This window comes from Enterobacter cloacae complex sp. 2021EL-01169 (assembly GCF_020733125.1).
In the GTDB taxonomy this organism is placed as follows: domain Bacteria; phylum Pseudomonadota; class Gammaproteobacteria; order Enterobacterales; family Enterobacteriaceae; genus Enterobacter; species Enterobacter roggenkampii.
This window is the reverse complement of record NZ_JAJFTC010000002.1, coordinates 591,042-615,077: the sequence shown is the minus strand read 5'-3', so window position 1 is coordinate 615,077 and position 24,036 is coordinate 591,042. Positions and strand designations below refer to the sequence as shown.

At 61.5% G+C, this 24,036-nt stretch carries 21 protein-coding genes and 1 pseudogene; 13 read left to right on the top strand and 9 right to left on the bottom strand.

What is annotated here, in order from left to right:
* Positions 1-62: 62 nt before the first annotated feature.
* Positions 63-1,043, top strand: coding sequence for a fimbrial protein (locus LLF79_RS09340; protein WP_227879416.1), 981 nt, complete (start codon positions 63-65; stop codon positions 1,041-1,043).
* A gap of 24 nt (positions 1,044-1,067) precedes the next feature.
* Positions 1,068-1,192, top strand: a pseudogene (locus tag LLF79_RS27040) (metal ABC transporter permease); the annotation flags it as partial.
* 12 nt (positions 1,193-1,204) lie between these two features.
* Here LLF79_RS27040 and entD read toward each other — a convergent pair.
* Together entD and LLF79_RS09330 are read right to left on the bottom strand one after the other, a co-directional pair.
* Entirely contained in the window at positions 1,205-1,846 is a 642-nt protein-coding gene (entD, locus tag LLF79_RS09335) for an enterobactin synthase subunit EntD (protein ID WP_227879415.1), read from the bottom strand.
* An 85-nt stretch (positions 1,847-1,931) separates the two neighbouring features.
* Positions 1,932-4,181, bottom strand: a complete 2,250-nt coding sequence (locus tag LLF79_RS09330) for a TonB-dependent siderophore receptor (protein WP_227879414.1) — start codon at positions 4,179-4,181, stop codon at positions 1,932-1,934.
* Positions 4,182-4,325: 144 nt separating this feature from the next.
* On the opposite strand from LLF79_RS09330, the gene fes reads away from it, so the two are divergent.
* Genes fes through entF form a run of 3 tightly spaced genes read left to right on the top strand, consistent with a single transcriptional unit; the run spans position 4,326 to position 9,602 of the window.
* The gene (gene fes / locus LLF79_RS09325) at positions 4,326-5,525 is read left to right on the top strand and encodes an enterochelin esterase (RefSeq protein WP_227879413.1); all 1,200 of its coding nucleotides are present in this window, start codon (positions 4,326-4,328) and stop codon (positions 5,523-5,525) included.
* Positions 5,526-5,535: 10 nt separating this feature from the next.
* Positions 5,536-5,748, top strand: a complete 213-nt coding sequence (locus tag LLF79_RS09320; protein WP_227879412.1) for an MbtH family NRPS accessory protein — start codon at positions 5,536-5,538, stop codon at positions 5,746-5,748.
* Positions 5,745-9,602 carry an enterobactin non-ribosomal peptide synthetase EntF gene (entF, locus tag LLF79_RS09315; RefSeq protein ID WP_227879411.1) on the top strand — a complete coding sequence of 1,286 codons (3,858 nt, stop codon included), beginning with the start codon at positions 5,745-5,747 and terminating at the stop codon, positions 9,600-9,602. Before LLF79_RS09320 ends, entF begins: the two co-directional genes overlap by 4 nt.
* An 87-nt stretch (positions 9,603-9,689) precedes the next feature.
* Here the strand turns inward: entF and fepC are convergent, their stop codons facing one another.
* The 3 genes from fepC to fepD are packed head-to-tail and all read right to left on the bottom strand — an operon-like array spanning position 9,690 to position 12,474.
* The gene (fepC, locus tag LLF79_RS09310; protein ID WP_227879410.1) at positions 9,690-10,484 is read right to left on the bottom strand and encodes an iron-enterobactin ABC transporter ATP-binding protein; all 795 of its coding nucleotides are present in this window, start codon (positions 10,482-10,484) and stop codon (positions 9,690-9,692) included.
* Complete coding sequence (gene fepG / locus LLF79_RS09305; RefSeq protein WP_032656144.1) at positions 10,481-11,473, bottom strand: iron-enterobactin ABC transporter permease; 993 nt, start codon at positions 11,471-11,473, stop codon at positions 10,481-10,483. The genes fepC and fepG overlap by 4 nt, the downstream gene beginning before the upstream one ends.
* A complete protein-coding gene (fepD, locus tag LLF79_RS09300) occupies positions 11,470-12,474 on the bottom strand; it encodes a Fe(3+)-siderophore ABC transporter permease (protein ID WP_045407845.1) in 1,005 nt (334 codons plus the stop codon). The genes fepG and fepD overlap by 4 nt, the downstream gene beginning before the upstream one ends.
* Before the next feature lie 108 nt (positions 12,475-12,582).
* On the opposite strand from fepD, the gene entS reads away from it, so the two are divergent.
* Complete coding sequence (gene entS, locus LLF79_RS09295) at positions 12,583-13,821, top strand: enterobactin transporter EntS (RefSeq protein WP_227879409.1); 1,239 nt, start codon at positions 12,583-12,585, stop codon at positions 13,819-13,821.
* A gap of 77 nt (positions 13,822-13,898) precedes the next feature.
* On the opposite strand, the gene fepB is transcribed toward entS, so the two are convergent.
* On the bottom strand, positions 13,899-14,858 hold the full coding sequence (gene fepB / locus LLF79_RS09290) for a Fe2+-enterobactin ABC transporter substrate-binding protein (protein WP_227879408.1): 960 nt from the start codon (positions 14,856-14,858) through the stop codon (positions 13,899-13,901).
* 188 nt (positions 14,859-15,046) lie between these two features.
* Between fepB and entC the strand changes: the two genes are divergently transcribed.
* The 7 genes from entC to LLF79_RS09255 all read left to right on the top strand — a co-directional run bounded on the left by entC (position 15,047) and on the right by LLF79_RS09255 (position 22,384).
* Positions 15,047-16,222 (top strand): isochorismate synthase EntC, encoded by a 1,176-nt coding sequence (gene entC, locus LLF79_RS09285; RefSeq protein WP_058653589.1) that lies wholly within the window; start codon positions 15,047-15,049, stop codon positions 16,220-16,222.
* A gap of 9 nt (positions 16,223-16,231) precedes the next feature.
* Positions 16,232-17,842 (top strand): (2,3-dihydroxybenzoyl)adenylate synthase EntE, encoded by a 1,611-nt coding sequence (entE, locus tag LLF79_RS09280; RefSeq protein WP_227879407.1) that lies wholly within the window; start codon positions 16,232-16,234, stop codon positions 17,840-17,842.
* Positions 17,843-17,852: 10 nt separating this feature from the next.
* Positions 17,853-18,707, top strand: a complete 855-nt coding sequence (locus tag LLF79_RS09275; protein ID WP_227879406.1) for an isochorismatase — start codon at positions 17,853-17,855, stop codon at positions 18,705-18,707.
* On the top strand, positions 18,707-19,459 hold the full coding sequence (gene entA, locus LLF79_RS09270; RefSeq protein ID WP_227879405.1) for a 2,3-dihydro-2,3-dihydroxybenzoate dehydrogenase EntA: 753 nt from the start codon (positions 18,707-18,709) through the stop codon (positions 19,457-19,459). Before LLF79_RS09275 ends, entA begins: the two co-directional genes overlap by 1 nt.
* Positions 19,460-19,873 carry a proofreading thioesterase EntH gene (gene entH, locus LLF79_RS09265; RefSeq protein ID WP_008500995.1) on the top strand — a complete coding sequence of 138 codons (414 nt, stop codon included), beginning with the start codon at positions 19,460-19,462 and terminating at the stop codon, positions 19,871-19,873. It begins immediately after the preceding gene.
* A gap of 148 nt (positions 19,874-20,021) precedes the next feature.
* Positions 20,022-22,127 carry a pyruvate/proton symporter CstA gene (gene cstA / locus LLF79_RS09260; protein ID WP_045335465.1) on the top strand — a complete coding sequence of 702 codons (2,106 nt, stop codon included), beginning with the start codon at positions 20,022-20,024 and terminating at the stop codon, positions 22,125-22,127.
* A gap of 59 nt (positions 22,128-22,186) precedes the next feature.
* Positions 22,187-22,384: a YbdD/YjiX family protein gene (locus tag LLF79_RS09255; protein ID WP_006809671.1), complete on the top strand. Its 198-nt coding sequence runs from the start codon at positions 22,187-22,189 to the stop codon at positions 22,382-22,384.
* Here LLF79_RS09255 and LLF79_RS09250 read toward each other — a convergent pair.
* The 3 genes from LLF79_RS09250 to LLF79_RS09240 form a co-directional block, all read right to left on the bottom strand.
* Positions 22,381-22,785 carry a helix-turn-helix domain-containing protein gene (locus LLF79_RS09250; RefSeq protein WP_008500997.1) on the bottom strand — a complete coding sequence of 135 codons (405 nt, stop codon included), beginning with the start codon at positions 22,783-22,785 and terminating at the stop codon, positions 22,381-22,383. The two genes, LLF79_RS09255 and LLF79_RS09250, sit on opposite strands and share 4 nt — an antisense overlap.
* Positions 22,766-23,062 (bottom strand): type II toxin-antitoxin system RelE/ParE family toxin, encoded by a 297-nt coding sequence (locus LLF79_RS09245; protein WP_023326881.1) that lies wholly within the window; start codon positions 23,060-23,062, stop codon positions 22,766-22,768. The genes LLF79_RS09250 and LLF79_RS09245 overlap by 20 nt, the downstream gene beginning before the upstream one ends.
* Positions 23,063-23,245: 183 nt before the next feature.
* A complete protein-coding gene (locus tag LLF79_RS09240; RefSeq protein WP_227879404.1) occupies positions 23,246-23,989 on the bottom strand; it encodes an SDR family NAD(P)-dependent oxidoreductase in 744 nt (247 codons plus the stop codon).
* Positions 23,990-24,036: the final 47 nt, after the last annotated feature.

Below are 24,036 nucleotides of genomic sequence, written 5' to 3'. Positions count from 1 at the left end.
AATACGTATTATTACTTTTACGAGAGAAGGCCTACGCCTTGCCTGAAATGAAGGAACATATCATGTCCACCGTATTTAAAATCGCGACGGCAGCCGTGGGATGCGCTGTCTCTCTGAATGCCTTTGCGCTGTGTTCTGCAAACGACGTAGCGGTCAACTTCGATCACAATATTGTCGTTCAGCGGGATGCGCCGGTTGGAACGGTATTAGCAACGATAATTACCAGTAACCCCATAAAATGTGACCCTGAGGGTCAGCAAATCGGATACGATGGCTCGTGGTTTATTCAGCTCTCCGGGGCGAATACGGATTACGGCGCCTCGCCGCTGGCAAACGTGCGGGCGACAGAGGTTCCTGGCATTGGCATCCGGTGGAAGAACTTTTCCAGCACCACGCAAAGTAGCGAATTTGTCACCAGAATGGACCTCAATAACCCGAACTGGAGGCGAGGGATCCTCCAGGATGGTGTATCAACGTTCACGGATACTTTTGAGCTGATCAAAACCAGCACTACCCCGGAGACGGGCTCAATACCCGCTCTGGCGCTAAATATGGAATACAGTACTCCGAGAAGTAATAACATTATGCGCCTGCCGCTTTTTAAATATATATTTTCGCCGATGAATATAAGCACTGCATCCTGTCAGATTGAAGATAAAAATTTGAATATTAATATGGGAATTGCGCTATTACCGAAGTTTAACGGCGTCGGCAGCACCCAGAATCAGGTGACATTTTCCATACCGCTTATCTGTAGTGCACAGACCGCAGTGAATGTGACGTTGGATAATGTCAGCCCGCTTGCCGATCCTGTTAACGGAGTTTTGGGGTTAAACAGCAGTTCGACGGCTACAGGTTTGGGCATTCAGCTAAAATATAACGATTCGCCCGTGCAGTTCGGCAAGCTTATTAAATACGGCACGACGACCTCGGCAGGAGAAATCGTCAATATTCCCTTTAAGGCCGCTTATTATATGACCTCTGCGAATGCTCGATCAGGCTCGGTGAGCGCCACGGCGTCGTTTACTATGACCTATCGTTAACGCATTATTTGAAATACCCTCGCATCCGGCCTGTTCTGCGCGGTTTCCACCGAATGCCTGAAAGATAACAGCCGAATCAAACAGAATGGGTTATGGGGATCATTTTTTCAGGCATGTTTGGTGTCGGGTTGAGCCTCTGCATTCCCGTCGGCAGGAGAGCCTTACAGCAGGGTGATCGCCTGTTCGCCGTGCTGTCGCCAGTGAAGGGTGAAGGCGGTGGCTTTGGCGTATCCTGCGCGTTGAAGGGTTAATGCCAGGGTAAGCGTTTTATCGTCGAGCTGTGTGACGCGAGTGCTGTCAAACCCCATCCAGGACTGTACCTTCGGAAAGAGGGCTTTGAACAGGCTCTCTTTGGCGCTAAACGCCAGCGTCAGGGCGAGGGGGAACGGAAAACCTGAGCAGGAAAGGACGAGCTCTTCCTGGGCATCAATGACGCCGTCTTTTATTTCCTGAGCTTCATTCTCGGAGAGGATCGTTTCGCAATCGATGCCGATAATCGCCGGATGGTCGCATGCCACAACCGCCATCGCCTGCGTGCCGCTGTGGGTGATGCTTCCTGAAACGCCTTCCGGCCAGAGCGGTTCTCCGCTGGGGCCGATGCCGGGCACGGTGTGGTCAGGTAAGGCATGCGCGGCGGCGATGCGGCCTGCCAGATGCTCGGCTTTGCGTTTGCGCCCGGCGTTTGCAAGCTCAGCGTGGTGGGGGAGCCAGAGGAGATCGGCGTCGGTGAAGGTGGTTGGGTCGAAGGTGACGTGGTGTACGGTATGGCCGGCGAGAATGAACGTGCGGTGGGTGGTGTGCATGGTTTCCCCTCTATCAATAAATAGTGCGGCCTGATGCCCTCACCCAGCCCTCTCCCACAGGGAGAGGGCGGCGTTGTTGCCTTTATCAGAATCGCGTATTCACGCTCATATACCACGTGCGGCCTGGCTCATTATAGGTATAAGCCCCCGCGCCGTACATATACGCGCCGGTGGTGGCGTTCCCGGTCGTCTGGGCATTACCCGCACGCCACTGGCGCTTGTCGAAGACGTTATCCACGCCGCCGGTCAGGCTGACGTTTTTGGTCATGTCCCAGGTCGCGCTCAGGCCAACGATGCTGTACGGGCTGACCTCGTCTTTTTCAGACCCGGTCACCGGCTGACCTTTGTAGTTGTACTTCTTCGGCTGCTGCTTGCCGTACCAGGTAAAGGTCGACTGGAGCGACACGTCCTGATGAACCTGCCAGCTCAGGGTCGAGTTCAGCGTGTACTCCGGAATGATCGACAGACGGTCGCCGGTCTCCTTGTTCTTGCTCTGCAGCATGTAGGTGATGTTGTTGGTCCAGTTAATGGTGTCGCTGACCGGCACGTTCAGGGAGCCTTCCAGCCCTTCAACCACCGCTTTCGGCACGTTTTCCCACTGGTAGATATCCGTCTGCACTTTACCAGATGAGGTGTGGCCGATCGGCGCGTAGCCCGCTTCGATCTTGTTGCGGTAGTCGTTGCGGAACCAGGTCACGCCCGCCAGCCAGCCGTCGCGCTTCCACTCCAGACCAATCTCTTTGTTGATGCTGGTTTCGGCCTTAAGGTCGTCGTTACCCATCATGTAGCAGCCTACGCCGTCGGAGCTGGCGTAGCAGCCCTGACCTTTGCTGTAGAGCAGGTAGTTCGGGTTCGTCTGATACAGGCTTGGCGCCTTATAGGCGCGGGCGATACCCATCTTCAGCGTGAAGTCATCCCCCAGACCCTGCGACAGGTTCAGGGACGGGCTCCAGTTGTTGCCGACGATGGTGTGGTGGTCGAAGCGCAGGGCAGGGGTCAGCATGGTGCTGTCGGTCAGCTCCATATTGTTTTCGGCGAACAGGGAGAAAATCTCTGCCGACGTGTACGGGCTGCGATCGTTACTCATGCCCGGAATGGTGCCGCCCTGCAGGGTTTGCGTGAAGGAGGTGGAATCTTTCATGCGCTGCTGGTTCCACTCGGTACCCAGCGTCAGGTTCTGGTTAACGAGGAAATCAATCGGCAGGTTGATTTCGCTGTGCAGCATCACGTCGGCCAGATCGGTGTCGGTGAATTTATTGCTGTTGAACAAGCCTTCCGTACCGCCCGCCAGCCCTTCACCCAGACGGGAGTTGCGGGTGTGCTCGTACTGCACCCAGTTGCTGGTGGTAATGCCGTTATCCCAGCCGCCGTTCCAGGTCACCGCGAAGTTCTGGCGATAGATACGGTTGGTCTCTTTACCGTAGTTCTTTTTCACCAGGCCGCTGGAGCTGTTGTCGTTGTTAGTGTTCTGGGTATCACCGGCGTAGAGGTTGTTCTGACGGCTGTAGCCCGCCTCAAATTCCAGAGACTGCATCGGCGCAAAGTCCCAGCGCACCACGCCGTTGATGTCTTTATTTTCTACACCCTCGCGGCCCGCGGGCAGCGTGTCGGCGTAGGCACCGGTACGGTCAGACTGGTGACCCTGGTTGATGTCCCACGCGTCGGCCTGGGTTTTGTCCAGGTTACCGAACATGCGGAAGCTGAAGTCGCCGCCCAGCGGGCCGCTCAGGCTGAAGTTGGTGCGTTTGGTGGAACCTTCATCCTTGTGCTCAGGCGCATTCAGGTAGGTGTTCCAGGAGCCGTGCCACTGGTCGTCGAATTTTTTGGTGATGATGTTCACCACGCCGCCTGCCGCGCCGTTGCCGTAGCGCGCGGCGGCCGGGCCGCGGATCACTTCGATGCGCTCGATCATCTCCGGCGGCACCCAGCCGGTATCGCCGCGGGTGTCACGCTCGCCGCGCCAGCCCAGACGGATGGAGTTACGGCTGGTCACTGGCTTGCCGTCGATCAGGATCAGGGTGTTTTCTGGCCCCATGCCGCGGATATCAATCTGACGGTTATTCCCGCGCTGGCCGCTGGTGGAGTTACCGGTCAGGTTAACGCCCGGCATGGTGCGGATGATTTCCGCCACGTCGCGCGCGGGCGGGTTTTTGCGGATCTCATCGGCGGTGATGGTCGATACCCCCGGCGCCTGCAGATTCTGCTCGGCGGCGGTGATCACCATCGTATCTTCGTGCTGCGCAGAGGCGGTGTTGTCGTCTGCCAGAGCAGGCAGCGCGACGCCATAAATCCCTAAATTGACCAGCAAGGCCAGAGAGTGAATCTTCTTATTCATTGTACGTCCTGCTTTTGTGGTTGTTTTATGAGCGCTTCCCACAGCGCGGGCACTACGCTATTGCAAATGCAAATAGTTATCAATAATATTATCAATAAAATTTGCTCTGAAACAAAAAAGACTGTTAAACATGAGGTTATAAGGGTGACGGCGTTAACAACGGGAAGTGAAGCGTGGTGGCAGTCGAAAAACGGGCCTGAATGGAGGCCGGAAAAGGGAAACTATCGCGTCACGTTCTGGTGGCGTGACCCGGCAGGAACGCAAAGAACGTCACCAATCAAACGCGTCTGGCTCTACGTCACCGGCGTGACCGATCACCACCAAAATGCCCGCCCGCAGTCCCTCGAACGCATTCCCGATACCGACGTCTGGCAGTGGCAGGGCGAGTTCAGCCCCGAGTGGCGCGGAAGCTATTGTTTTATCCCTTCCGTGAATGAAAACGATTTTGCCAGCGTTGTGTTTGAAGGCGAGCAGCCGGAACGCATGGCGCTGCGTGAAGGCTGGCGCAAGCTGCTGCCGCACGCGGTTTCAGACCCGCTGAACCCGCAGAGCTGGCGCGGCGGGCGTGGGCACGCCGTCTCGGCGCTGGAGATGCCGCAAGCACCGGTTCAGCCGGGCTGGAATCATCCCGATACGCCGTATCAGCCGCCAGTCTGCATTGAGTGGGAAAGCGCGCGCCTGAAAAATCGCCGTCGCATCTGGATTTTCACCACCGGGAGCGACGACTCGGAACGCCCGCTGGCGGTGCTGCTCGACGGGCAGTTCTGGGCCGAAAGCATGCCGGTCTGGCCTGCGCTGGCGTCGCTCACCCGTGAAGGCAAATTACCGCCTGCGGTCTACGTCTTAATCGATGTTATCGACATGGCGCATCGCAACCGCGAGCTGCCGTGCAATCCCGACTTCTGGCTGGCGGTGCAGGAAGAACTTCTCCCCCTTGTCCAAAAACACGCGCTGTTCAGCGACCGCGCCGACCGTACGGTGGTGGCTGGCCAGAGCTTTGGCGGTCTCGCGTCGCTTTATGCTGGCCTCCACTGGCCGCAGCGTTTTGGCTGCGTGCTTAGCCAGTCCGGCTCCTACTGGTGGCCACACCGCGGCGGCCAGCAGGACGGGCTGTTAATCGAACAACTTAAAACCGGCGAAATATCCCCTCGCGGGTTACGCATCCTTCTTGAGGCCGGGCGCAACGAGCCGCTCATCTTCCGCGCGAATCAGGCGATTTATGCCGAACTGCACACACACCAACCGGTTATCTGGCGTCAGGTTGACGGCGGACACGATGCGCTTTGCTGGCGCGGTGGGCTGACGCAGGGGCTTATCACCCTCTGGCAGCCGCTTATTCACTAACGGAGTCTGTATGGAATTCAGCAATCCTTTCGATAATCCGCAGGGACAGTTCGTCATTTTGCAAAACGACCAGGGGCAGTACAGCCTGTGGCCACAGCAGTGCGAACTGCCGGCAGGGTGGGGCGTGGTGTGCGAAGCACAGTCTCAGGAGGCGTGCCAGCAGTGGCTGGCGGAACGCTGGCAGACGCTTGAGCCGTCTTATTTCGCGGGGGAGAACGCATGAACCGTCTTCCTCTCGTCGCCGCCCAGCCGGGGATCTGGATGGCGGAACAGCTGTCCACGCTGCCAAACGCCTGGAGCGTGGCGCACTACACCGAGCTGAAAGGCGATATCGATGCGCCGCTGCTGGCAAAAGCCGTTGCCGCGGGCATGATGCAGGCCGATACCCTGCGCATGCGCTTTGCCGAAGATAACGGCGAGGTATGGCAGTGGGTGGATGGCACCGTCATTTTGCCGGAACCGTCCATCGTTCGCGTTGATTCCCACGCCGCCGCCGTGGCGCTGATGGACGCCGATCTCAGTCAGGATCTGCGCGTGGACAGCGGTCAGCCGCTCGCTTTCCATCAGCTGATTCAGGTCGGTGAAAAACACTGGTACTGGTATCAGCGTTATCACCATCTTGTGGTGGATGGCTTCAGCTTCCCGGCCATTACCCGCCAGATCGCCGCGATTTATGCCGCGTGGAAAAAGGGCGACCCCACGCCGGAATCCCCGTTTACGCCATTTGCAGAGGTGGTGGACGAGTATCAGCGCTATCGCGACAGCGAGGCGTACCGGCGCGACGGCGCCTTCTGGGCCGGGCAGCGCAAAGAGCTGCCTTCTCCGGTCTCGCTCTCCTCCGCGCCGCTGCCGGGCCGCGCCGCCACGACCGACATTCTGCGTCTGAAAATTACCGCCGACGGCCGCGCCTTCAGCCAGCTTGCACAGGCGGCAGGGCAGGTACAGCGCACCGACCTGGCGCTTGCGCTGGTGACGCTGTGGCTGGGGCGCCTCACCGGACGGCTGGACTACGCCGCCGGGTTTATCTTTATGCGCCGGATGGGATCCGCGGCGCTCACCTCGACCGGGCCGGTGCTTAACGTCCTGCCGCTGGCGGTCAATATCGATCCCCAGGAGAGCCTGCCCTCGCTGGCGCTGCGCCTGGCGAACCAGCTGAAAAAAATGCGCCGCCACCAGCGCTACGACGCCGAGCAGATCGTGCGCGACAGCGGACGTGCCGCAGGCGATGAAGCGCTGTTTGGTCCGGTGCTGAACGTTAAAGTGTTCGACTACCAGCTGGATATCGACGGCGTGGAGGCCATCACCCACACGCTGGCGACCGGCCCGGTGAACGATCTGGAGCTGGCGCTGTTCCCGGACGAGCAGGGCGGGCTGAGCATGGAGATCCTCGCCAATAAGCAGCGCTACGATGAGGCGACGCTGACGCGTCACGTCGCGCGCCTGAACGCGATGCTGGTGCAGTTTGCGGCCAACCCGGACCTGCGCTGCGGCGAGGTGGAAACCGTTTCAGAACAGGAATACGCAAAACTCGCGCGCATCAACGATACCGGACTGGCGCTGCCGTCCACCACGCTCGCGGATCTGGTGGCGGAACAGGCGAGCAAAACGCCGGATGCCCCGGCGCTGGTGGATGCGCACGTTGAACTCAGCTATCGTCAGATGCGCGAGCAGGTCGTCGCGCTGGCAAACCTGCTGCGCGCGCGCGGCGTGAAGCCGGGCGACAGCGTGGCGGTGGCCCTGCCGCGCTCGGTATTCCTGACGTTAGCCTTGCACGGCATTGTGGAGGCGGGAGCCGCCTGGCTGCCGCTGGATACCGGTTACCCGGACGATCGTCTGCGGATGATGCTGGAGGATGCGAAGCCCTCTCTGCTCATTACCACCGACGAACAGCTTCCGCGTTTTAGCGATCTGTCCGTCGAGACGTTTAGTTACAACACACTTTTACCGGCCACCGATGCTGAGCCGCTGCGTCTGGCAAAGCCGGAGCAGACGGCGTACATCATCTTTACCTCCGGCTCGACAGGGCGTCCAAAAGGGGTCATGGTCGGCCATACCGCCATCGTTAACCGCCTGAAGTGGATGCAGGACCATTATCCGCTGGGCGCGAACGATGTGGTGGCGCAGAAAACGCCGTGCAGCTTTGACGTGTCGGTGTGGGAGTTCTGGTGGCCGTTTATCGCCGGGGCAAAGCTGGTGATGGCGGAGCCGGACGCGCACCGCGATCCGCAGGCGATGCAGAGCTTCTTCATGCACTACGGCGTGACCACTACCCACTTCGTGCCGTCGATGCTGGCGGCGTTTGTCGCCTCGCTGACGCCGGAAAACGTCGACTGCTGCAGAACGCTTAAGCAGGTGTTCTGCAGCGGCGAAGCGCTGCCGACGGCGCTGTGCCGCGAGTGGGAACAGCTGACGCACGTGCCGCTGCATAACCTTTACGGCCCGACCGAAGCGGCGGTGGACGTCAGCTGGTATCCGGCGTTTGGGCCCGAGCTGGCGGCGGTGGAAGGCAACAGCGTGCCGATCGGCTTCCCGGTGTGGAACACGGGGCTGCGCATTCTGGATGCGATGATGCGCCCGGTACCGTTCGGCGTGGCGGGGGATCTCTACCTCACCGGCATTCAGCTGGCGCAGGGGTATCTGGGACGCCCCGATCTCACCGCCAGCCGCTTTATCGCCGACCCGTTCGCGCCGGGCGAGCGGATGTACCGCACCGGGGACGTTGCCCGCTGGCTGGATAACGGCGCGGTGGAATATCTGGGCCGCAGCGATGACCAGCTCAAAATCCGCGGCCAGCGCATCGAGCTGGGTGAAATCGACCGGGCGATGCTGTCGCTGCCGGACGTGGCCCAGGCCGTGGCGCACGCCTGCGTGTTCAACCAGGCGGCGGCGACGGGCGGCGATGCGCGCCAGCTGGTGGGGTACGTGGTTTCTGAATCCGGCTTACCGCTGGACCGCGACGCGCTGCTGGACTCGCTCAAAGCCCAGCTGCCGCCGCATATGGTGCCGGTGGTGCTGCTGCAAATCAGCGCGCTGCCGCTGAGCGCCAACGGCAAGCTCGACCGCAAGGCGCTGCCGCTGCCGGAGCTGACCGGTAAAACCTCCGGTCGCGCGCCGGAAAGCGAAACTGAAATCGCCGTGGCGCAGGCGTTTGCCGCGCTGCTGGGCTGTGAGATCAGCGACATTGAGGCGGATTTCTTTGCCCTCGGCGGCCACTCGCTGCTGGCGATGCGTCTGGCGGCTCAGCTCAGCCGCGCGTTCAACCGCAAGGTCACGCCGGGGCAAATTATGGTCGCCTCGACGGTGAGCAAGCTTAGCGCGCTGCTGGACTCGCAAATGAGCGACGAGCAGGCGCAGCGTCTGGGATATGAAACCCTTCTGCCGCTGCGTGAGGGCGACGGCCCGACGCTGTTCTGCTTCCATCCGGCGTCCGGCTTTGCCTGGCAGTTTAGCGTCCTGGCGCGCTACCTCAGCCCGCGCTGGTCAATCGTCGGCATTCAGTCGCCGCGTCCGGACGGCCCGATGCAGCAGTGCGCGGATCTCGATGGGGTCATCGACCATCACCTGAACACGTTGCGTAAGCAGCAGCCGCAGGGGCCGTATTACCTGTTCGGCTATTCCCTCGGCGGCACGCTGGCGCAGGGCATTGCGGCCCGCCTGCGCGAGCAGGGGGAAGCGGTGGCGTTCCTCGGCCTTCTGGATACCTGGCCGCCGGAAACCCAGAACTGGGCGGAGAAAGAGGCCAACGGCCTCGACCCGGCGGTGCTGGCGGAAATCGAGCGCGAGCGGCAGGCGTTTATCGCCGCCCAGCAGGGACAGGGCTCCAGCGAGCTGTTTAACGCTATCGAAGGCAACTACGCCGATGCGGTGCGGCTGCTCACCACGGCGCACAGTTCACGCTTTGACGGTAAAGCAACGCTGTTTGTTGCCGAACGCACGCGCATGATGGATCCGCAGGCCGCCTGGGCACCGTGGGTGGGGGAACTGGAGGTGTACAGCCAGGATTGCGCCCACGTGGATATCATTTCACCGCAGGCGTTTGAGAAAATTGGGCCAGTGTTGAGGGAGATTTTGGGGTAACGTCAAAAGCGCCGGGTGGCGGCTACGCCTTACCCGGCCTACACTCGGCTCCCGTAGGCCGGGTAAGGCGTAGCCGCCACCCGGCAATTACCGCCGACCTAACGGCACCACCAGCGGCGTTCCCGCCACCGGATCGTCAATAATCATGCAGCGCATACCGTAGATCCGCGCGATCAGCTCCGGCGTGACAATCTCCTTCGGCGCGCCCTGGGCCACAATCTCCCCGTCGCGCAAGGCAATCAGGTGCGTGGCGTAACGGCACGCCTGGTTTAAATCGTGCAGCACCGCCGCCAGGGTGTAGCCCTGCGTGCGGTTCAGCTCGCTAAGCAGCTCCAGCAGGTCAATCTGGTGGCTGATGTCCAGCCAGGTTGTCGGCTCGTCCAGCAGCATGATCGACGTTTCCTGCGCCAGCACCATCGCAATCCACGCCCGCTGACGCTGGCCGCCGGAAAGGGTGTCCACGCTCTGCTGGGCGAGATCGGTGATGCCCGTCGCCTGCATCGCGTGGTTCACCGCCTCGTCGTCCTCTTTGCGCCAGCGGGTAAACAGCGGCTGGTGCGGGTAGCGCCCGCGTGAGACCAGCTCCTGCACCGTGATGTCTCCCGGCGTGGTGGCGTTTTGCGCCAGCAGCCCGATGCGCCTGGCCACCTCTTTGCTGGCGAAGCGCTGGATCTGCTCCCCGTCCAGGAAGACACTCCCCTCCACCGGCGTCATCAGGCGGCTCAGCGTGCGCAGCAGGGTCGATTTTCCGCAGCTGTTCGGGCCGATAATCGCGGTGAAGTGGCCGTCCGGAATGGCAACGGTTAAGTCTCGGGCAACGATTTTTTTGCCGTAGCCGAGGGTGAGATGTTCGCCGCGCAAGCGGGTGGTTGTGTCTGTCATTTCTTGCGTGACTCCTGAACGAGCAAAACGATAAGGTAAATCCCGCCGAGGCTGACGGTCACCACGCCCACCGGAAGCTGGTAAGGCATAAACAGCCGCTGGGCGCAGAGATCGGCGGCCAGTAGCAGCAGCGCGCCGCACAGCGCCGCCTGAGTTAATCCCCAGCGCGCCGTCCCGCTTAGACGTCGTGCGATATGCGGCGCGACAAGGGCGATAAACGAGATCGGCCCGGCGATGGCGGTGGAGGCGGCGGTCAGCAATACCGCCACCAGCATTAGCATCAGGCGCGAGCGTTCGACGCTCACGCCCAGCGCGCAGGCGCTGTCGTCGCCCATCTCCAGCAGCCGCATGCGCCGTACCAGCAGCAGCGCGCCGATAAACATCAGCACAATCAGCGGCGCGGCGGGCCAGGTTTTGCCCCACGTCAGGCCGTTGAGAGAACCTGCATACCACAGCCCGGCGGAAAGCGCCGTTTCCAGCGAGGCCTGCAGCAGCAGCCAGGTGTTAAACGCCATCAGCATCGCGCGGATGCCGATACCGATAATGATCAGCCGGAAGGTGTCGATACCGTTGCGCCAGGCCAGCAGCCAGATAACCAGCGACGTCAGAATGCCGCCCGCCATCGCCGTGAAGGTAATGGCCGTCAGGTGCTGGCCGAACAGCACCATCGCCACCAGCACGCCGCTCCAGGCCCCGGTATTGAGGCCCATCACGTCCGGGCTGCCGAGCGGGTTGCGCATCAACGACTGGAATATCGCGCCGCTGACGCCGAGCGCCGCGCCGACCAGGATTGCCATCGCCACGCGCGGCAGTCGCCATTCGGTGACCACCATGGTGATGTTACGCGGCGCGCTGCCGGTGAGAGCGTGAAAGACCTGCGCGAAATCAAGCGTTACGGCACCGCTTTGCAGGCTCCAGACCGCCAGCAGCAGACTGGCGACGACCAGCAGGGAGACGCTGGTGACTAAACGCCGGGACGGGGCCCTCATGCGCCACCTCCGCGTTTACGGCGCACCAGGAAAATCAGCACCGGCGCGCCGATAAAGGCGCTGACCACCGAGACGCGCAGTTCACCCGGCACCAGCAGGCGGCCCAGCACGTCGGCAAACAGCAGCAGGGCAGGCGTCGCTAGCAGCGTGACCGGCAGAGACCAGCGGTGATCCGCCCCCACCAGCCAGCGCGCCATGTGCGGCATCATCAGGCCGATAAAGGCGATCGGCCCGACCACGGCGGTCGCGCTGCCGCACAGCACGGTGATGGCCAACAGGCCAATCAGCTGCGTGCGCGCGACGCGGTTGCCGAGCGCGGTGGCGGTGTCGCTGCCGAGGCTCAGGCTGTTCAGCGCCCGGCTTAACGACAGCGCTACGGCGGCGGCAATCATCACCGGGATCGCCACCACTTTCAGCGTTTCAAGAGTGCGGATATCCAGCGAACCGGCCTGCCAGAAGCGCAGCTGGTCGTAAACGTCCGGGTTGAGCAGGGCGATGCCGTTGGACAAGCCTTCCAGCACCGCGGCAAGCGCCACGCCCGCCAGCGTCAGGCGTACCGGGCTCAGCTGTCCGCCGCCCTGGCTGCCGGTAAACGCGACCACCAGCGAGGCGGCCAGCGCGCCGCAGAAGGCCATTACCAGCTGCTCAGACGGAGAGGTGAAGCCGAACAGCGCCGCGCCCAGCACGATGGCAAAGCTGGCGCCGGCGTTCACGCCGAGAATGCCGGGGTCCGCCAGCGGGTTGCGGGTGAGGGTTTGCATCAGGGCACCGGCAAGGCCGAGCGCGCCGCCGGCCAGCAGCCCGGCAAGGGTGCGGGGCAGGCGGGCGTCGAGCACGATGGTGCAGTCGGCGCTCTGACAGGTTCCGGAGAGAGCATCAACAATAACGGACGCGGGCAGCGATTTAGCGCCGACCAGTAGGCTGAGTGCAATCGCAAGGATTAGCAGTAGCAATAATACGGGCACGGCAATGGCGCGCACCGCAGAAGAGGAAAACGACATAGCAACATCCATGATTTGATAATGATAGTGATTATCGTTATCTATCTTATTTGGCTATGTTAGCATGTGCGCCCATGGAATGGGTAGAATTACACTCAAGGCTTTGTCATGAATCAAAAATCCTGGCTGCTCAACCTCAGCCTGCTTAAAACGCACCCGGCGTATCGCGCCGTGTTTATTGCCCGCTTTATCTCCATTTTGTCCCTCGGTTTGCTCGGCGTGGCCGTGCCGGTACAGATCCAGACGATGACCCACTCCAGCTGGCTGGTAGGGCTATCCGTCACCTTAACCGGCGGGGCGATGTTTATCGGCCTGATGGTCGGCGGCGTGCTGGCGGACCGCCACGAGCGTAAAAAGCTGATCCTGCTGGCGCGCGGCACCTGCGGCGTGGGCTTTATCGGGCTGTGTCTGAACGCCATGCTCCCTGAGCCGTCGCTGATGGTCATTTATGCCCTCGGGCTGTGGGACGGCTTCTTCGCCTCGTTAGGCGTGACGGCGCTGCTGGCGGCGACGCCCGCGCTGGTCGGGCGCGAGAACCTGATGCAGGCGGGGGCGATCACCATGCTCACCGTGCGCCTCGGCTCGGTGATTTCGCCGATGGTGGGCGGCCTGCTGCTGGCAACCGGCAACGTGGCGTGGAACTACGGCCTGGCCGCGGCGGGGACGTTTATCACCACGCTGACGCTGCTGCGCCTGCCGCTGCTGCCACCTCCGCCGCAGCCGCGCGAGCATCCGCTGAAGTCCCTGATGGCCGCGATTCGTTTCCTGTTCAGCAACCCGCTGATTGGCGGGATTGCGCTGCTCGGCGGCCTGCTGACGATGGCGAGCGCGGTGCGCGTGCTCTACCCGGCGCTGTCGGGAAAGTGGCAGATGAGCGCCTCGGAAATAGGCATTCTCTACGCCGCCATTCCGCTCGGTGCGGCCTGCGGGGCGCTCACCAGCGGCAACCTGGCCCAGAGCGCGCGGCCGGGGTTGATTATGCTGCTTGCCACGCTGGCCTCGTTTATCGCCATTGGCTTCTTCAGCCTGATGCCGGTCTGGGCGCTGGGGGTGATGTGTCTGGTGATCTTCGGCTGGCTGAGCGCCATCAGCTCGCTGCTGCAGTACACCCTGATCCAGACCCAGACGCCGGAAGGAATGCTCGGGCGCATTAACGGCCTGTGGACCGCGCAGAACGTCACGGGCGATGCCATTGGCGCGGCGATCCTCGGCGGGCTGGGGGCAATAATGACCCCGGCGGCGTCGGCGAGCAGCAGCGGGTTTGTGTTAGCAATGGTTGGTGTGATCTTATTGGTGGCGCTGGTGGAATTGCGCCGGTTCAGGCAGGAGAGTGTGGTGACCTTGTAGGTCGGGTAAGGCGGAGCCGCCACCCGACAAAACGCCCGGCGGCGCTGCGCTTACCGGGCCTACGGGGAACGTGCCTGTTATTTAAACATCGCATTCAAACGCTGCAACACCAGCATCGCGCTGTAATAATCCAGGCGGAACGTCTCGGTTCCCAACGCCCATACGCGCTTGTTTTTTACCGACGGCAGGTGCGCCAGCAGCGGGTTAGCGTAAATCGCCGCCACGTCTTTCTCGTCGCCGGCAAACACAAACAGCCCTTCGCCGTTCAGTCCCGTCGCCAGGTTTTCACCGCCCAGTTGGATAATGTCGTGGCGCTTGCCCTGGCTTGTTGAGGTCTGCAACCCGGCAGGCAGGTCCGCCAGCGTAAAGCCCAGCTGGTGCAGCAGTTTGCCCTGCGCCGATTCGGCGGTCCACAGGTTGGCGGAATGCGCGGCGGCGGTGTAGACGATGGCGTTCACCGACTGCGGCGGCAGCGTCATCTGCTGTTTCACCTGCGCGAGCTGTTTATCAAACGCGGCAATGCGCTCTGCGGCCTGCTTTTCGTGTCCGGTGATCGCGCCCAGCTGGGTCAGCAGCGCCTGCCAGCTCTTGTCGTCGTAGTTGATGATAAGCGTCGGCGCAATGGCGGAAAGCTGATCGTACAGCGCCAGCGCGGAATCCCCGCCGGTAGCGCTGATCAAAATCAGGTCCGGCATTTGCGCGGCCACCGCTTCAGCGCTCGGCTCGCCGATATACAGCCGGGCAACCTTGCGCTGCTTCGCGATATCGCCCCACTGGCGCAGGAAACCCTGTCCATCCGCTACGCGGTTGTTCGGCGTGGTCGCGCCGCTGGCGACGACCGGTGCGTCAATGGCCAACAGGGAGCCGGTTAAGGTCACGCTGGTGGAGACAATGCGCGTCGGTTTGCTCTCAAGCGTGTGAACGCCACGGCTGTCGGTCACCTGACGGGGCCAGTCGGCGGCAGCGGCTGAGGTAAGTCCTAAAACAAAAAGTGATAATAAAAGCAGGGGATTACGGAAAACGGCAGGGAATTTCACAGCACGGGATCCTGTTTTTGTTGGAGATAATGCTTCTCATTTTCATATTTGCCGCAACGGGATGCAAGCTTTTGTCGCACAAGTTATTTGCCCGACGGTTGACAGCGAAGCGATGTGGGATTAGGTTAGCCGACGAAAATATAAATGATAATCATTATTGCTTCTTTTATCATTTTGAGGAGGATGATATGGATACGTCCCTGGCTGAGGAAGTTCAGCACGCCGCAACCACGCTGGAATCAGACCGTTTTTTCTTTATGTCGCCTTACCGCAGCTTTACCACGTCCGGCTGCTTTGCCCGCTTCAGTGAACCCGCCGTCGGCGGTGACGATCCGGCGGGTCGCTTCCAGCAAAAATTAGCCCAGGCCTTCCGCACGGCAAAAGCCAGCGGTATTGCTCACCCGGTGATGGTGGGGGCGATCCCGTTCGACACCCGCAAGCCCTCGTCGCTGTTTATTCCGCAACGCTGGGAGACCTTTTCCCGTCCCGCACGTCAGCAGTCCGCACGCTATTTTTCCGGCGCGCAGGCCCTGAAGGTGGCACAACGCGCCGAGATCCCGCCGCAGCCCGTCTTCGAAGAGATGGTCGCTCGCGCCGCGTCGCTGACCGCCACGCCGCAGGTGAACAAGGTGGTCCTGTCGCGCCTGATTGATATCGCGACCGACAAACGCCTGGACAGCGGCGCTCTGATGGAGCGCCTGATCGCCCAGAACCCGGCGAGCTTCAACTTCCACGTGCCGCTGGAAGACGGCGGGGTGCTGCTGGGCGCCAGCCCGGAGCTGCTGCTGCGCAAAGAGGGGGCGCACTTTAGCTCGCTTCCGCTGGCGGGCTCCGCGCGCCGTCAGCCTGACGATGTGCTGGATCGCGAGGCGGGCAACAAGCTGCTGGCCTCCGAAAAGGACCGCCACGAGCACGACCTGGTCACCCAGGCGATGAAGACCATTCTGGCACCGCGCAGCCACCATCTCAGCATGCCTGATTCTCCTCAGCTGATTACCACGCCGACGCTGTGGCATCTGGCAACGCCGGTAGAAGGCGAGGCGCGTGAAAACGAGAACGCCCTGACGCTGGCCTGCCTGCTGCACCCGACCCCGGCGCTGAGCGGCTTCCCGCATCAGGCGGCGAAAGAGCTGATTGCCGAACTGGAGCCGTTCGACCGCGAGCTGTTCGGCGGCATCGTTGGCTGGTGCGACAGCGAAGGCAACGGCGAGTGGGTGGTGACCATCCGCTGCGCGCGTCTTCGCGAAAATACCGTTCGCCTGTTTGCCGGTGCGGGCATTGTGCCTGCCTCCTCCCCGGTGGGCGAGTGGCGCGAGACGGGCGTGAAGCTCTCCACCATGCTTAACGTGTTTGGTTTGCACTAAGGAAGACTCATGACCATTCCCTTTACCCGCTGGCCTGAGGATTTTGCCCGCCGCTACCGTGAAAAAGGCTACTGGCAGGATCTGCCGTTGACCCTCATCCTGACGGATCGGGCGGACAGCGATGCGGTGGCGATTATCGATGGCGATCGCCATATTACCTACCGCGCGCTGAATCAGGCCGTAAACAACCTGGCCTCAGCCCTTCAGGCGCGTGGGCTGCAGCGTGGCGAGACGGCGCTGGTGCAGCTTGGCAACGTGGCCGAGTTCTACATGACCTTCTTCGCGCTGCTGCAAATCGGCGTCGCGCCGGTCAACGCGCTCTTTAGCCACCAGCGCAGCGAGCTGAACGCCTACGCGGCGCAGATCAACCCTGCCGTGCTGATCGCCGATCGCGACCACGCGCTGTTTGCGGGCGATGACTTCCTCAACGCTTTCGTGGGTGAACACCGTTCGGTACGCGTCGTGCTGCTTCGCGGTGACGGGGGCGAGCATGCGCTGGAGGCGGCGATTACCCGCCCGGCGGACAATTTTATTGCCAACCCGACGCCCGCCGACGAGGTGGCGTTTTTCCAGCTCTCCGGCGGCAGCACCGGCACGCCGAAGCTGATCCCGCGAACGCACAACGACTATGACTACAGCATTCGTCGCAGCAACGAGATCTGCGGCATTACCGCCGAAACGCGTTACCTGAACGCGCTCCCTGCGGCGCACAACTACGCCATGAGCTCGCCGGGGTCGTTAGGCGTCTTTACCGCGGGCGGCTGCGTGGTGCTGGCGAACGATCCGAGCGCCACGCTCTGCTTCCCGCTGATTGAACAGCATCAGATTAACGTCACCTCGCTGGTGCCGCCTGCCGTCAGCCTGTGGCTGCAGGCGATTGCCGACGGCGCGGACAGCGCGCAGCTGAAATCCCTCAAGCTGCTCCAGGTGGGGGGCGCACGCCTCTCCGCCACGCTCGCGGCGCGCATTCCGGCTGAAATTGGCTGCCAGCTGCAGCAGGTGTTCGGCATGGCGGAAGGGCTGGTGAACTACACCGCGCTCGACGACGCCCCGGAACGCATCATCAACACCCAGGGCCGCCCGATGTGCCCGGACGACGAAGTGTGGGTGGCGGACGAGCACGGCAATCCGCTGCCGCGTGGGGAGGTCGGACGCCTGATGACGCGCGGCCCGTACACCTTCCGCGGCTATTTCAACAGCCCGGAACACAACGCCAGCGCCTTCGACGCCGACGGCTTTTACTGCTCCGGGGATCTGATCGCCATTGACGAGCAGGGCTACATCACCGTGCAGGGGCGCGAGAAAGATCAGATCAACCGCGGCGGCGAGAAGATCGCCGCCGAGGAGATCGAGAACCTGCTGCTGCGCCATGAGTCGGTGATCCACGCCGCGCTGGTGAGCATGGAGGACAGCCTGCTGGGCGAGAAGAGCTGCGCGTATCTGGTGGTGAAACAGCCCCTGCGCGCGGTCGAGGTGCGTCGCTTCCTGCGCGAGCAGGGCGTCGCCGAATTTAAGCTGCCGGACCGCGTGGAGAGCGTGGATGCGCTCCCGCTGACGCCGGTCGGCAAAGTTGATAAGAAACAGTTGCGCCTGTGGCTTGCTGAACGCGCCCGGGGGTGAGGAAAAGAGTATGGCCATTCCAAAATTAACCGCTTACGCGCTGCCGACCGCCGCAGAGTTGCCGACCAGCAAGGTGAACTGGGCGTTTGAACCGGAGCGCGCCGCGCTGCTGATCCACGATATGCAGGAGTATTTCCTGAACTTCTGGGGCGAAAACAGCGCGATGATGCAGCAGGTAGTCGCGAACATCGCCAGACTGCGCGCGTACTGCAAAGAACACAATATCCCGGTGTACTACACCGCGCAGCCGAAAGAGCAGAGCGATGAAGACCGCGCCCTGCTGAACGACATGTGGGGGCCGGGCCTCACCCGCTCGCCGGAGCAGCAGCGCATCGTTGCCGAGCTGGCGCCGGACGAAGCGGACACGGTGCTGGTGAAGTGGCGCTACAGCGCGTTTCACCGCTCGCCGCTGGAGCAGATGCTGAAAGAAACGGGACGCAACCAGCTGCTGATTACCGGCGTTTACGCCCACATCGGCTGCATGACCACCGCCACCGACGCCTTTATGCGCGACATTAAGCCGTTCTTCATTGCCGACGCGCTGGCGGACTTCACCCGCGACGAGCACCTGATGTCGCTGAAATACGTGGCAGGACGCTCGGGCCGCGTGGTGATGACCGACGAGCTGCTGCCGTCCGTTCCGGCCTCGAAGGCCGCGCTGCGCGAGCTGATCCTGCCGCTGCTGGACGAGTCCGACGAGCCGATGGATGACGAAAACCTGATCGACTACGGCCTGGATTCAGTGCGCATGATGGCGCTGGCCGCCCGCTGGCGCAAAGTACACGGCGATATCGATTTCGTGATGCTGGCCAAAAATCCGACCCTCGACGCCTGGTGGGCGCTGCTCTCCCGCGAGGTGAAGTGATGGTGTTTGATTTCACCGGCAAAACCGTCTGGGTGACGGGCGCGGGGAAGGGGATTGGCTACGCGACCGCACTGGCGTTTGCCGAAGCCGGCGCGCAGGTGACCGGCTTCGATCTGGCCTTCCCGCAGGATGATTATCCGTTTGCCACCGAAACGCTGGACGTGGCGGATTTTGCTCAGGTCAGCGATGTGTGTGGCCGTTTGCTTAATACCCTTGAGCGTCTGGACGTGCTGGTCAACGCGGCGGGCATTCTGCGCATGGGGGCGACGGACCAGCTCTCGCAGGAAGACTGGCAGGATACCTTTGCGGTCAACGTCGGCGGCGCGTTCAATCTGTTCCAGCAGACCATGGGCCAGTTCCGCCGTCAGCAGGGCGGGGCGATTGTTACCGTGGCGTCCGATGCGGCGCACACGCCGCGCATCGGCATGAGCGCCTATGGCGCATCGAAAGCGGCGCTGAAAAGCCTGGCCCTGACCGTCGGGCTGGAGCTGGCAGGCAGCGGCGTGCGCTGTAATCTGGTGTCGCCGGGCTCAACGGACACCGATATGCAGCGCACCCTGTGGAAAAGCGACGATGCGGAGCAGCAGCGCATTCGCGGCTTCGGCGAGCAGTTTAAGCTCGGTATTCCGCTGGGCAAAATTGCCCGTCCTCAGGAGATAGCTGCGACCGTGCTGTTCCTTGCCTCCGATGCCGCCAGCCATATCACCCTGCAGGATATCGTGGTGGACGGCGGCTCCACGCTGGGGGCGTAAATGATCTGGAAACGTCATTTATCGCTTGAGGAACTGAACGCCACCAGCGTGAATACCCTGGTGGCGAACCTGGGCATCGTCTATACCCGCCTCGGGGATGACGCGCTGGAAGCGGAGATGCCGGTGGATGCGCGTACCCATCAGCCGTTTGGCCTGCTGCACGGCGGGGCCTCGGCGGCGCTGGCGGAAACGCTCGGCTCAATGGCCGGATTTCTGATGACCCGCGACGGGCAGAGCGTGGTGGGCACGGAGCTGAACGCCACGCATCATCGGGCGGTATCCCACGGCAAGGTTCGCGGCGTGTGTCAGCCGCTGCATCTTGGGCGTTCGAGCCAGAGCTGGGAGATTGGGGTCTTCGACGAGCAGGGGCGGCGGTGCTGTACCTGCCGGTTGAGTACGATGGTGTTGGGCTAACTCAGATCAAAGTGATCGGCTTAACACTGTGGTGTAAATCTCTGGTTTGACCACGCATTATTGCGTTTCAAAGTTGTTAAATTTTTCCGGTTGTTCTAGAAACAAAATGTAACATCTCATCACTGTTTCACGACAACGGACAACAACTATGAACAACTCAGGGAAATACCTTACATGGGCAGGGCTCTCCGTTGTGGGAGCTTTTGCCCTGGGCTATATCGCCCTCAACCGGGGGGAGCAGATCAACGCGCTCTGGATCGTCGTTGCCTCGGTCTGCGTTTACCTGATCGCCTATCGTTTTTATGGCCGCTATATCGCCAAGAACGTCCTGGGCGTTGATGCAACACGCATGACGCCTGCCGTCCGCCATAACGACGGTCTGGACTATGTGCCGACCGACAAGAAAGTGCTGTTCGGTCACCATTTTGCGGCGATTGCCGGGGCAGGCCCGCTGGTGGGGCCGGTGCTGGCGGCGCAAATGGGCTACCTGCCGGGGATGATCTGGATCCTCGCGGGCGTGGTGCTGGCGGGGGCGGTGCAGGACTTTATGGTGCTGTTCGTCTCTACCCGCCGCGACGGACGTTCGCTGGGTGAGCTGGTGAAAGAGGAGATGGGGGCCACTGCCGGGGTGATTGCGCTGGTGGCGACCTTTATGATCATGGTGATTATCCTCGCGGTGCTGGCGATGATTGTGGTGAAAGCGCTGACCCACAGCCCGTGGGGGACGTACACCGTTGCCTTTACCATTCCGCTGGCGCTGTTCATGGGGATCTACATCCGCTACCTGCGTCCGGGCCGCATTGGTGAAGTGTCGGTGATTGGTCTGGTGTTCCTGGTGTTCGCCATTATCTCCGGCGGCTGGGTGGCGGAAAGCCCGACCTGGGCGCCGTTCTTCGACTTCACCGGCGTGCAGTTGACCTGGATGCTGGTAGGCTACGGCTTCGTGGCGGCGGTGCTGCCGGTATGGCTGCTGCTGGCCCCGCGTGACTACCTCTCTACCTTCCTGAAAATCGGCACCATTGTCGGGCTGGCAATCGGTATTCTGATTATGCGCCCAACGCTGACCATGCCGGCGTTAACCAAATTTATCGACGGTACCGGCCCGGTCTGGACCGGCAATCTGTTCCCGTTCCTGTTTATTACCATCGCCTGCGGGGCGGTGTCGGGCTTCCACGCGCTGATCGCCTCCGGGACGACGCCGAAGATGCTGGCGAATGAAAATCAGGCCTGCCTGATTGGCTACGGCGGCATGCTGATGGAGTCTTTCGTCGCCATCATGGCGCTGGTATCCGCCTGTATTATCGACCCGGGCGTGTATTTCGCGATGAACAGCCCGATGGCGGTCCTGGCTCCGGCGGGCACCGTTGACGTGGTCGCTTCCGCCGCGCAGGTGGTGAGCGGCTGGGGCTTTGCGATTACGCCTGAAACGTTGACGAGCATCGCCAGCGAAGTGGGCGAGCAGTCGATTATCTCCCGCGCGGGCGGGGCGCCGACGCTGGCGGTCGGCATGGCGTATATTCTCCACGGCGCGCTGGGCGGGCTGATGGATGTCTCGTTCTGGTATCACTTCGCCATTCTGTTTGAAGCGCTGTTTATCCTGACGGCGGTGGATGCGGGAACCCGTGCGGCGCGCTTTATGCTGCAGGATCTGTTGGGCGTCATCTCCCCGAACCTGAAGCGGACCGATTCGCTCCCGGCTAACCTGCTGGCGACGGCGCTGTGCGTGCTGGCGTGGGGCTATTTCCTGCATCAGGGCGTGGTCGATCCGCTGGGCGGGATTAACACCCTGTGGCCGCTGTTCGGTATCGCCAACCAGATGCTGGCGGGCATGGCGCTGATGCTCTGCGCGGTGGTGCTGTTCAAGATGAAGCGCCAGCGTTACGCGTGGGTGGCGCTGGTGCCGACCGCGTGGCTGCTGGTCTGTACCCTGACGGCGGGCTGGCAGAAGGCCTTCAGCCCGGATAACAAGGTGGGCTTCCTGGCGATCGCCAACAAGTTCCAGGCGATGATCGACAGCGGCAAGATCCCGGCGCAGTACACCGAATCGCAGCTGTCGCAGCTGGTGTTTAACAACCGTCTGGACGCCGGGCTGACCATCTTCTTTATGGTGGTGGTCGTGGTGCTGGCGTTGTATTCTCTCAGGACCGCGCTGGCGGCGTTGAAAGTCGACGCGCCAACGGCGAAAGAGACGCCGTATGAGCCAATGCCTGAAAACCTGGAAGAGATTGTGACCCAGGCCAAAGGGGCGCATTAACCCGTGTGCCGGGTGGCGCTAGCGCTTACCCGGCCTACATTTCTTGTGAGATCAGAACTATGTTCGACACCCTTTCCAAAGCAGGTAAGTACCTGGGCCAGGCCGCCAAAATGATGATTGGCGTGCCGGACTACGACAACTACGTCGAGCATATGCGCGTCAATCATCCGGACCAGACGCCCATGACCTACGAAGAATTTTTCCGTGACCGCCAGGACGCCCGCTACGGCGGCAAGGGCGGGGCGAAGTGCTGTTAACCCTCTTTCGGGAGATAGAGGCTGATCTGCTCCTGCTTACAGCCGTAGATCGCCGCCAGCTTTTCGCGGGTGCGCTTTTGCGGACGGGAGTCCAGCGCTTCCAGCTGTGACACGGCGGACTGGCTGATGCCGAGTTTCTCCGCCACCTCCTGCTGGGATAGCCCGCGCAGGATACGCCACGCGGCCTGCAGGCTGACGTTCTGCCAGGTCATGATGCTGCACACGTCTCCGGGCAATTCCACGTCATCCAGACTATCGTGTTCGACCTCAATATCCTCCAGATCGTCATCGGTTTCGTCGTCGATCTCTGCCATCTGTGAGCACATGCGGAAGTATTCGTGATAAGGAATAACCACATACTGCGTTTTACCGTTATCGTCCTTAATTAGCTGAACAGCCATAGGTGGCTTTCTCCTCATGCAGGTAAGTCGTTGAAGTTCTGCGCTTGACGGCTAAAACATAACAATGGTTATCGGGATCGTCCCGAAGCGTATAGATGATGCGGTAATCGCCAACGCGAAGCCGGAAATGATTTTCTGTCGCCGATATTTTTTTGATATCGGGCCGGGGTGCCGAGCGGTCATCCAGTTCGGCAAGCTTTACCTCAATGCGGCGTTGATACCGCTCGTCAATTCTGGAAAAAGCCTTTTTTGCACCATTAGACCAGACAATCTTCATCCGTACCTCCACTGTACGCCCGCACAAATTATAAGGAAATAATAAGACTATTAGATAAATTCCGAATTTCTTATGAGGTACTGTAGAGCGGACATAAAACGGAAGTAAGTGGTAAAAAGCGAAACATCGAGGCGGCTCGACAAGGCCTCTGCCGGGCGACAGAGGCTTGCAGAAAAGGTGCGATCAGGCGTTCAACCCGCCGTCGACATCCAGCCCTGTGCCGGAGATCTGCCCGGCCGCCGGGCTGGCGAGGAAGGTGACCGCCGCCGCGATATCTTCCGGCTGGCCGTAGTGGCCGACCGCAATCATCTGGCGCTGGGCTTCCGCCTGTTCGCCGTCTTCCGGGTTCATATCGCTGTTGGTGGGGCCGGGATGCACCAGGTTAACGTTAATGCCGCGCGGGCCCAGATCGCGCGCCAGGCCGCGGGTGAGGGAGTTAAGGGCAGACTTGGTCATCGAGTAAACGGCAATGCCCGGCATCGCCACGCGGTTCGCCAGACAGCTGCCGATGTTGATGATGCGCCCGCCGTCGGACATGTGCACCAGCGCTTCCTGAATGGCGATCACCACGCCGCGAATGTTGACGTTGATCAGCGCGTCGATGTCCGCCAGGGTCATGGACTCCAGCGGGCCGCCGCGCGCGATACCCGCGTTGTTGACCAGAATGTCCAGCCCGCCAAGGGAACGCGCTGCATGGGTGACGGCATCCTGAATCGCCTGCGCGCTGGCGCTGTCGGCCTGAATCGCTTCGCCGTGCCGCCCAAGCGCCTTAATTTCATCGGCGACCGCCTGGGCTTTATCGGCGGATTTTTCATACGTAATAACCACATCGGCACCGGCGCGTGCCAGCGACAGCGCGATAGCCCGACCCAATCCACGGCTGGCGCCGGTAACCAGCGCCTTTTTACCTGTTAAATCGATCTGCATGATGACCTCGTGACGAGAGTGGTGAGAATCATCATTAGGTATAGCCT

Coding starts and splice junctions, on each gene's coding strand:
- LLF79_RS09340 (WP_227879416.1), top strand. CDS start 63: ATGTCCACCGTATTTAAAATCGCGACGGCAGCCGTGGGATGCGCTGTC.
- entD (WP_227879415.1), bottom strand. CDS start 1,846: ATGCACACCACCCACCGCACGTTCATTCTCGCCGGCCATACCGTACAC.
- LLF79_RS09330 (WP_227879414.1), bottom strand. CDS start 4,181: ATGAATAAGAAGATTCACTCTCTGGCCTTGCTGGTCAATTTAGGGATT.
- LLF79_RS09320 (WP_227879412.1), top strand. CDS start 5,536: ATGGAATTCAGCAATCCTTTCGATAATCCGCAGGGACAGTTCGTCATT.
- entF (WP_227879411.1), top strand. CDS start 5,745: ATGAACCGTCTTCCTCTCGTCGCCGCCCAGCCGGGGATCTGGATGGCG.
- fepC (WP_227879410.1), bottom strand. CDS start 10,484: ATGACAGACACAACCACCCGCTTGCGCGGCGAACATCTCACCCTCGGC.
- fepG (WP_032656144.1), bottom strand. CDS start 11,473: ATGAGGGCCCCGTCCCGGCGTTTAGTCACCAGCGTCTCCCTGCTGGTC.
- fepD (WP_045407845.1), bottom strand. CDS start 12,474: ATGTCGTTTTCCTCTTCTGCGGTGCGCGCCATTGCCGTGCCCGTATTA.
- entS (WP_227879409.1), top strand. CDS start 12,583: ATGAATCAAAAATCCTGGCTGCTCAACCTCAGCCTGCTTAAAACGCAC.
- entC (WP_058653589.1), top strand. CDS start 15,047: ATGGATACGTCCCTGGCTGAGGAAGTTCAGCACGCCGCAACCACGCTG.
- entE (WP_227879407.1), top strand. CDS start 16,232: ATGACCATTCCCTTTACCCGCTGGCCTGAGGATTTTGCCCGCCGCTAC.
- LLF79_RS09275 (WP_227879406.1), top strand. CDS start 17,853: ATGGCCATTCCAAAATTAACCGCTTACGCGCTGCCGACCGCCGCAGAG.
- entA (WP_227879405.1), top strand. CDS start 18,707: ATGGTGTTTGATTTCACCGGCAAAACCGTCTGGGTGACGGGCGCGGGG.
- entH (WP_008500995.1), top strand. CDS start 19,460: ATGATCTGGAAACGTCATTTATCGCTTGAGGAACTGAACGCCACCAGC.
- cstA (WP_045335465.1), top strand. CDS start 20,022: ATGAACAACTCAGGGAAATACCTTACATGGGCAGGGCTCTCCGTTGTG.
- LLF79_RS09255 (WP_006809671.1), top strand. CDS start 22,187: ATGTTCGACACCCTTTCCAAAGCAGGTAAGTACCTGGGCCAGGCCGCC.
- LLF79_RS09250 (WP_008500997.1), bottom strand. CDS start 22,785: ATGGCTGTTCAGCTAATTAAGGACGATAACGGTAAAACGCAGTATGTG.
- LLF79_RS09245 (WP_023326881.1), bottom strand. CDS start 23,062: ATGAAGATTGTCTGGTCTAATGGTGCAAAAAAGGCTTTTTCCAGAATT.
- LLF79_RS09240 (WP_227879404.1), bottom strand. CDS start 23,989: ATGCAGATCGATTTAACAGGTAAAAAGGCGCTGGTTACCGGCGCCAGC.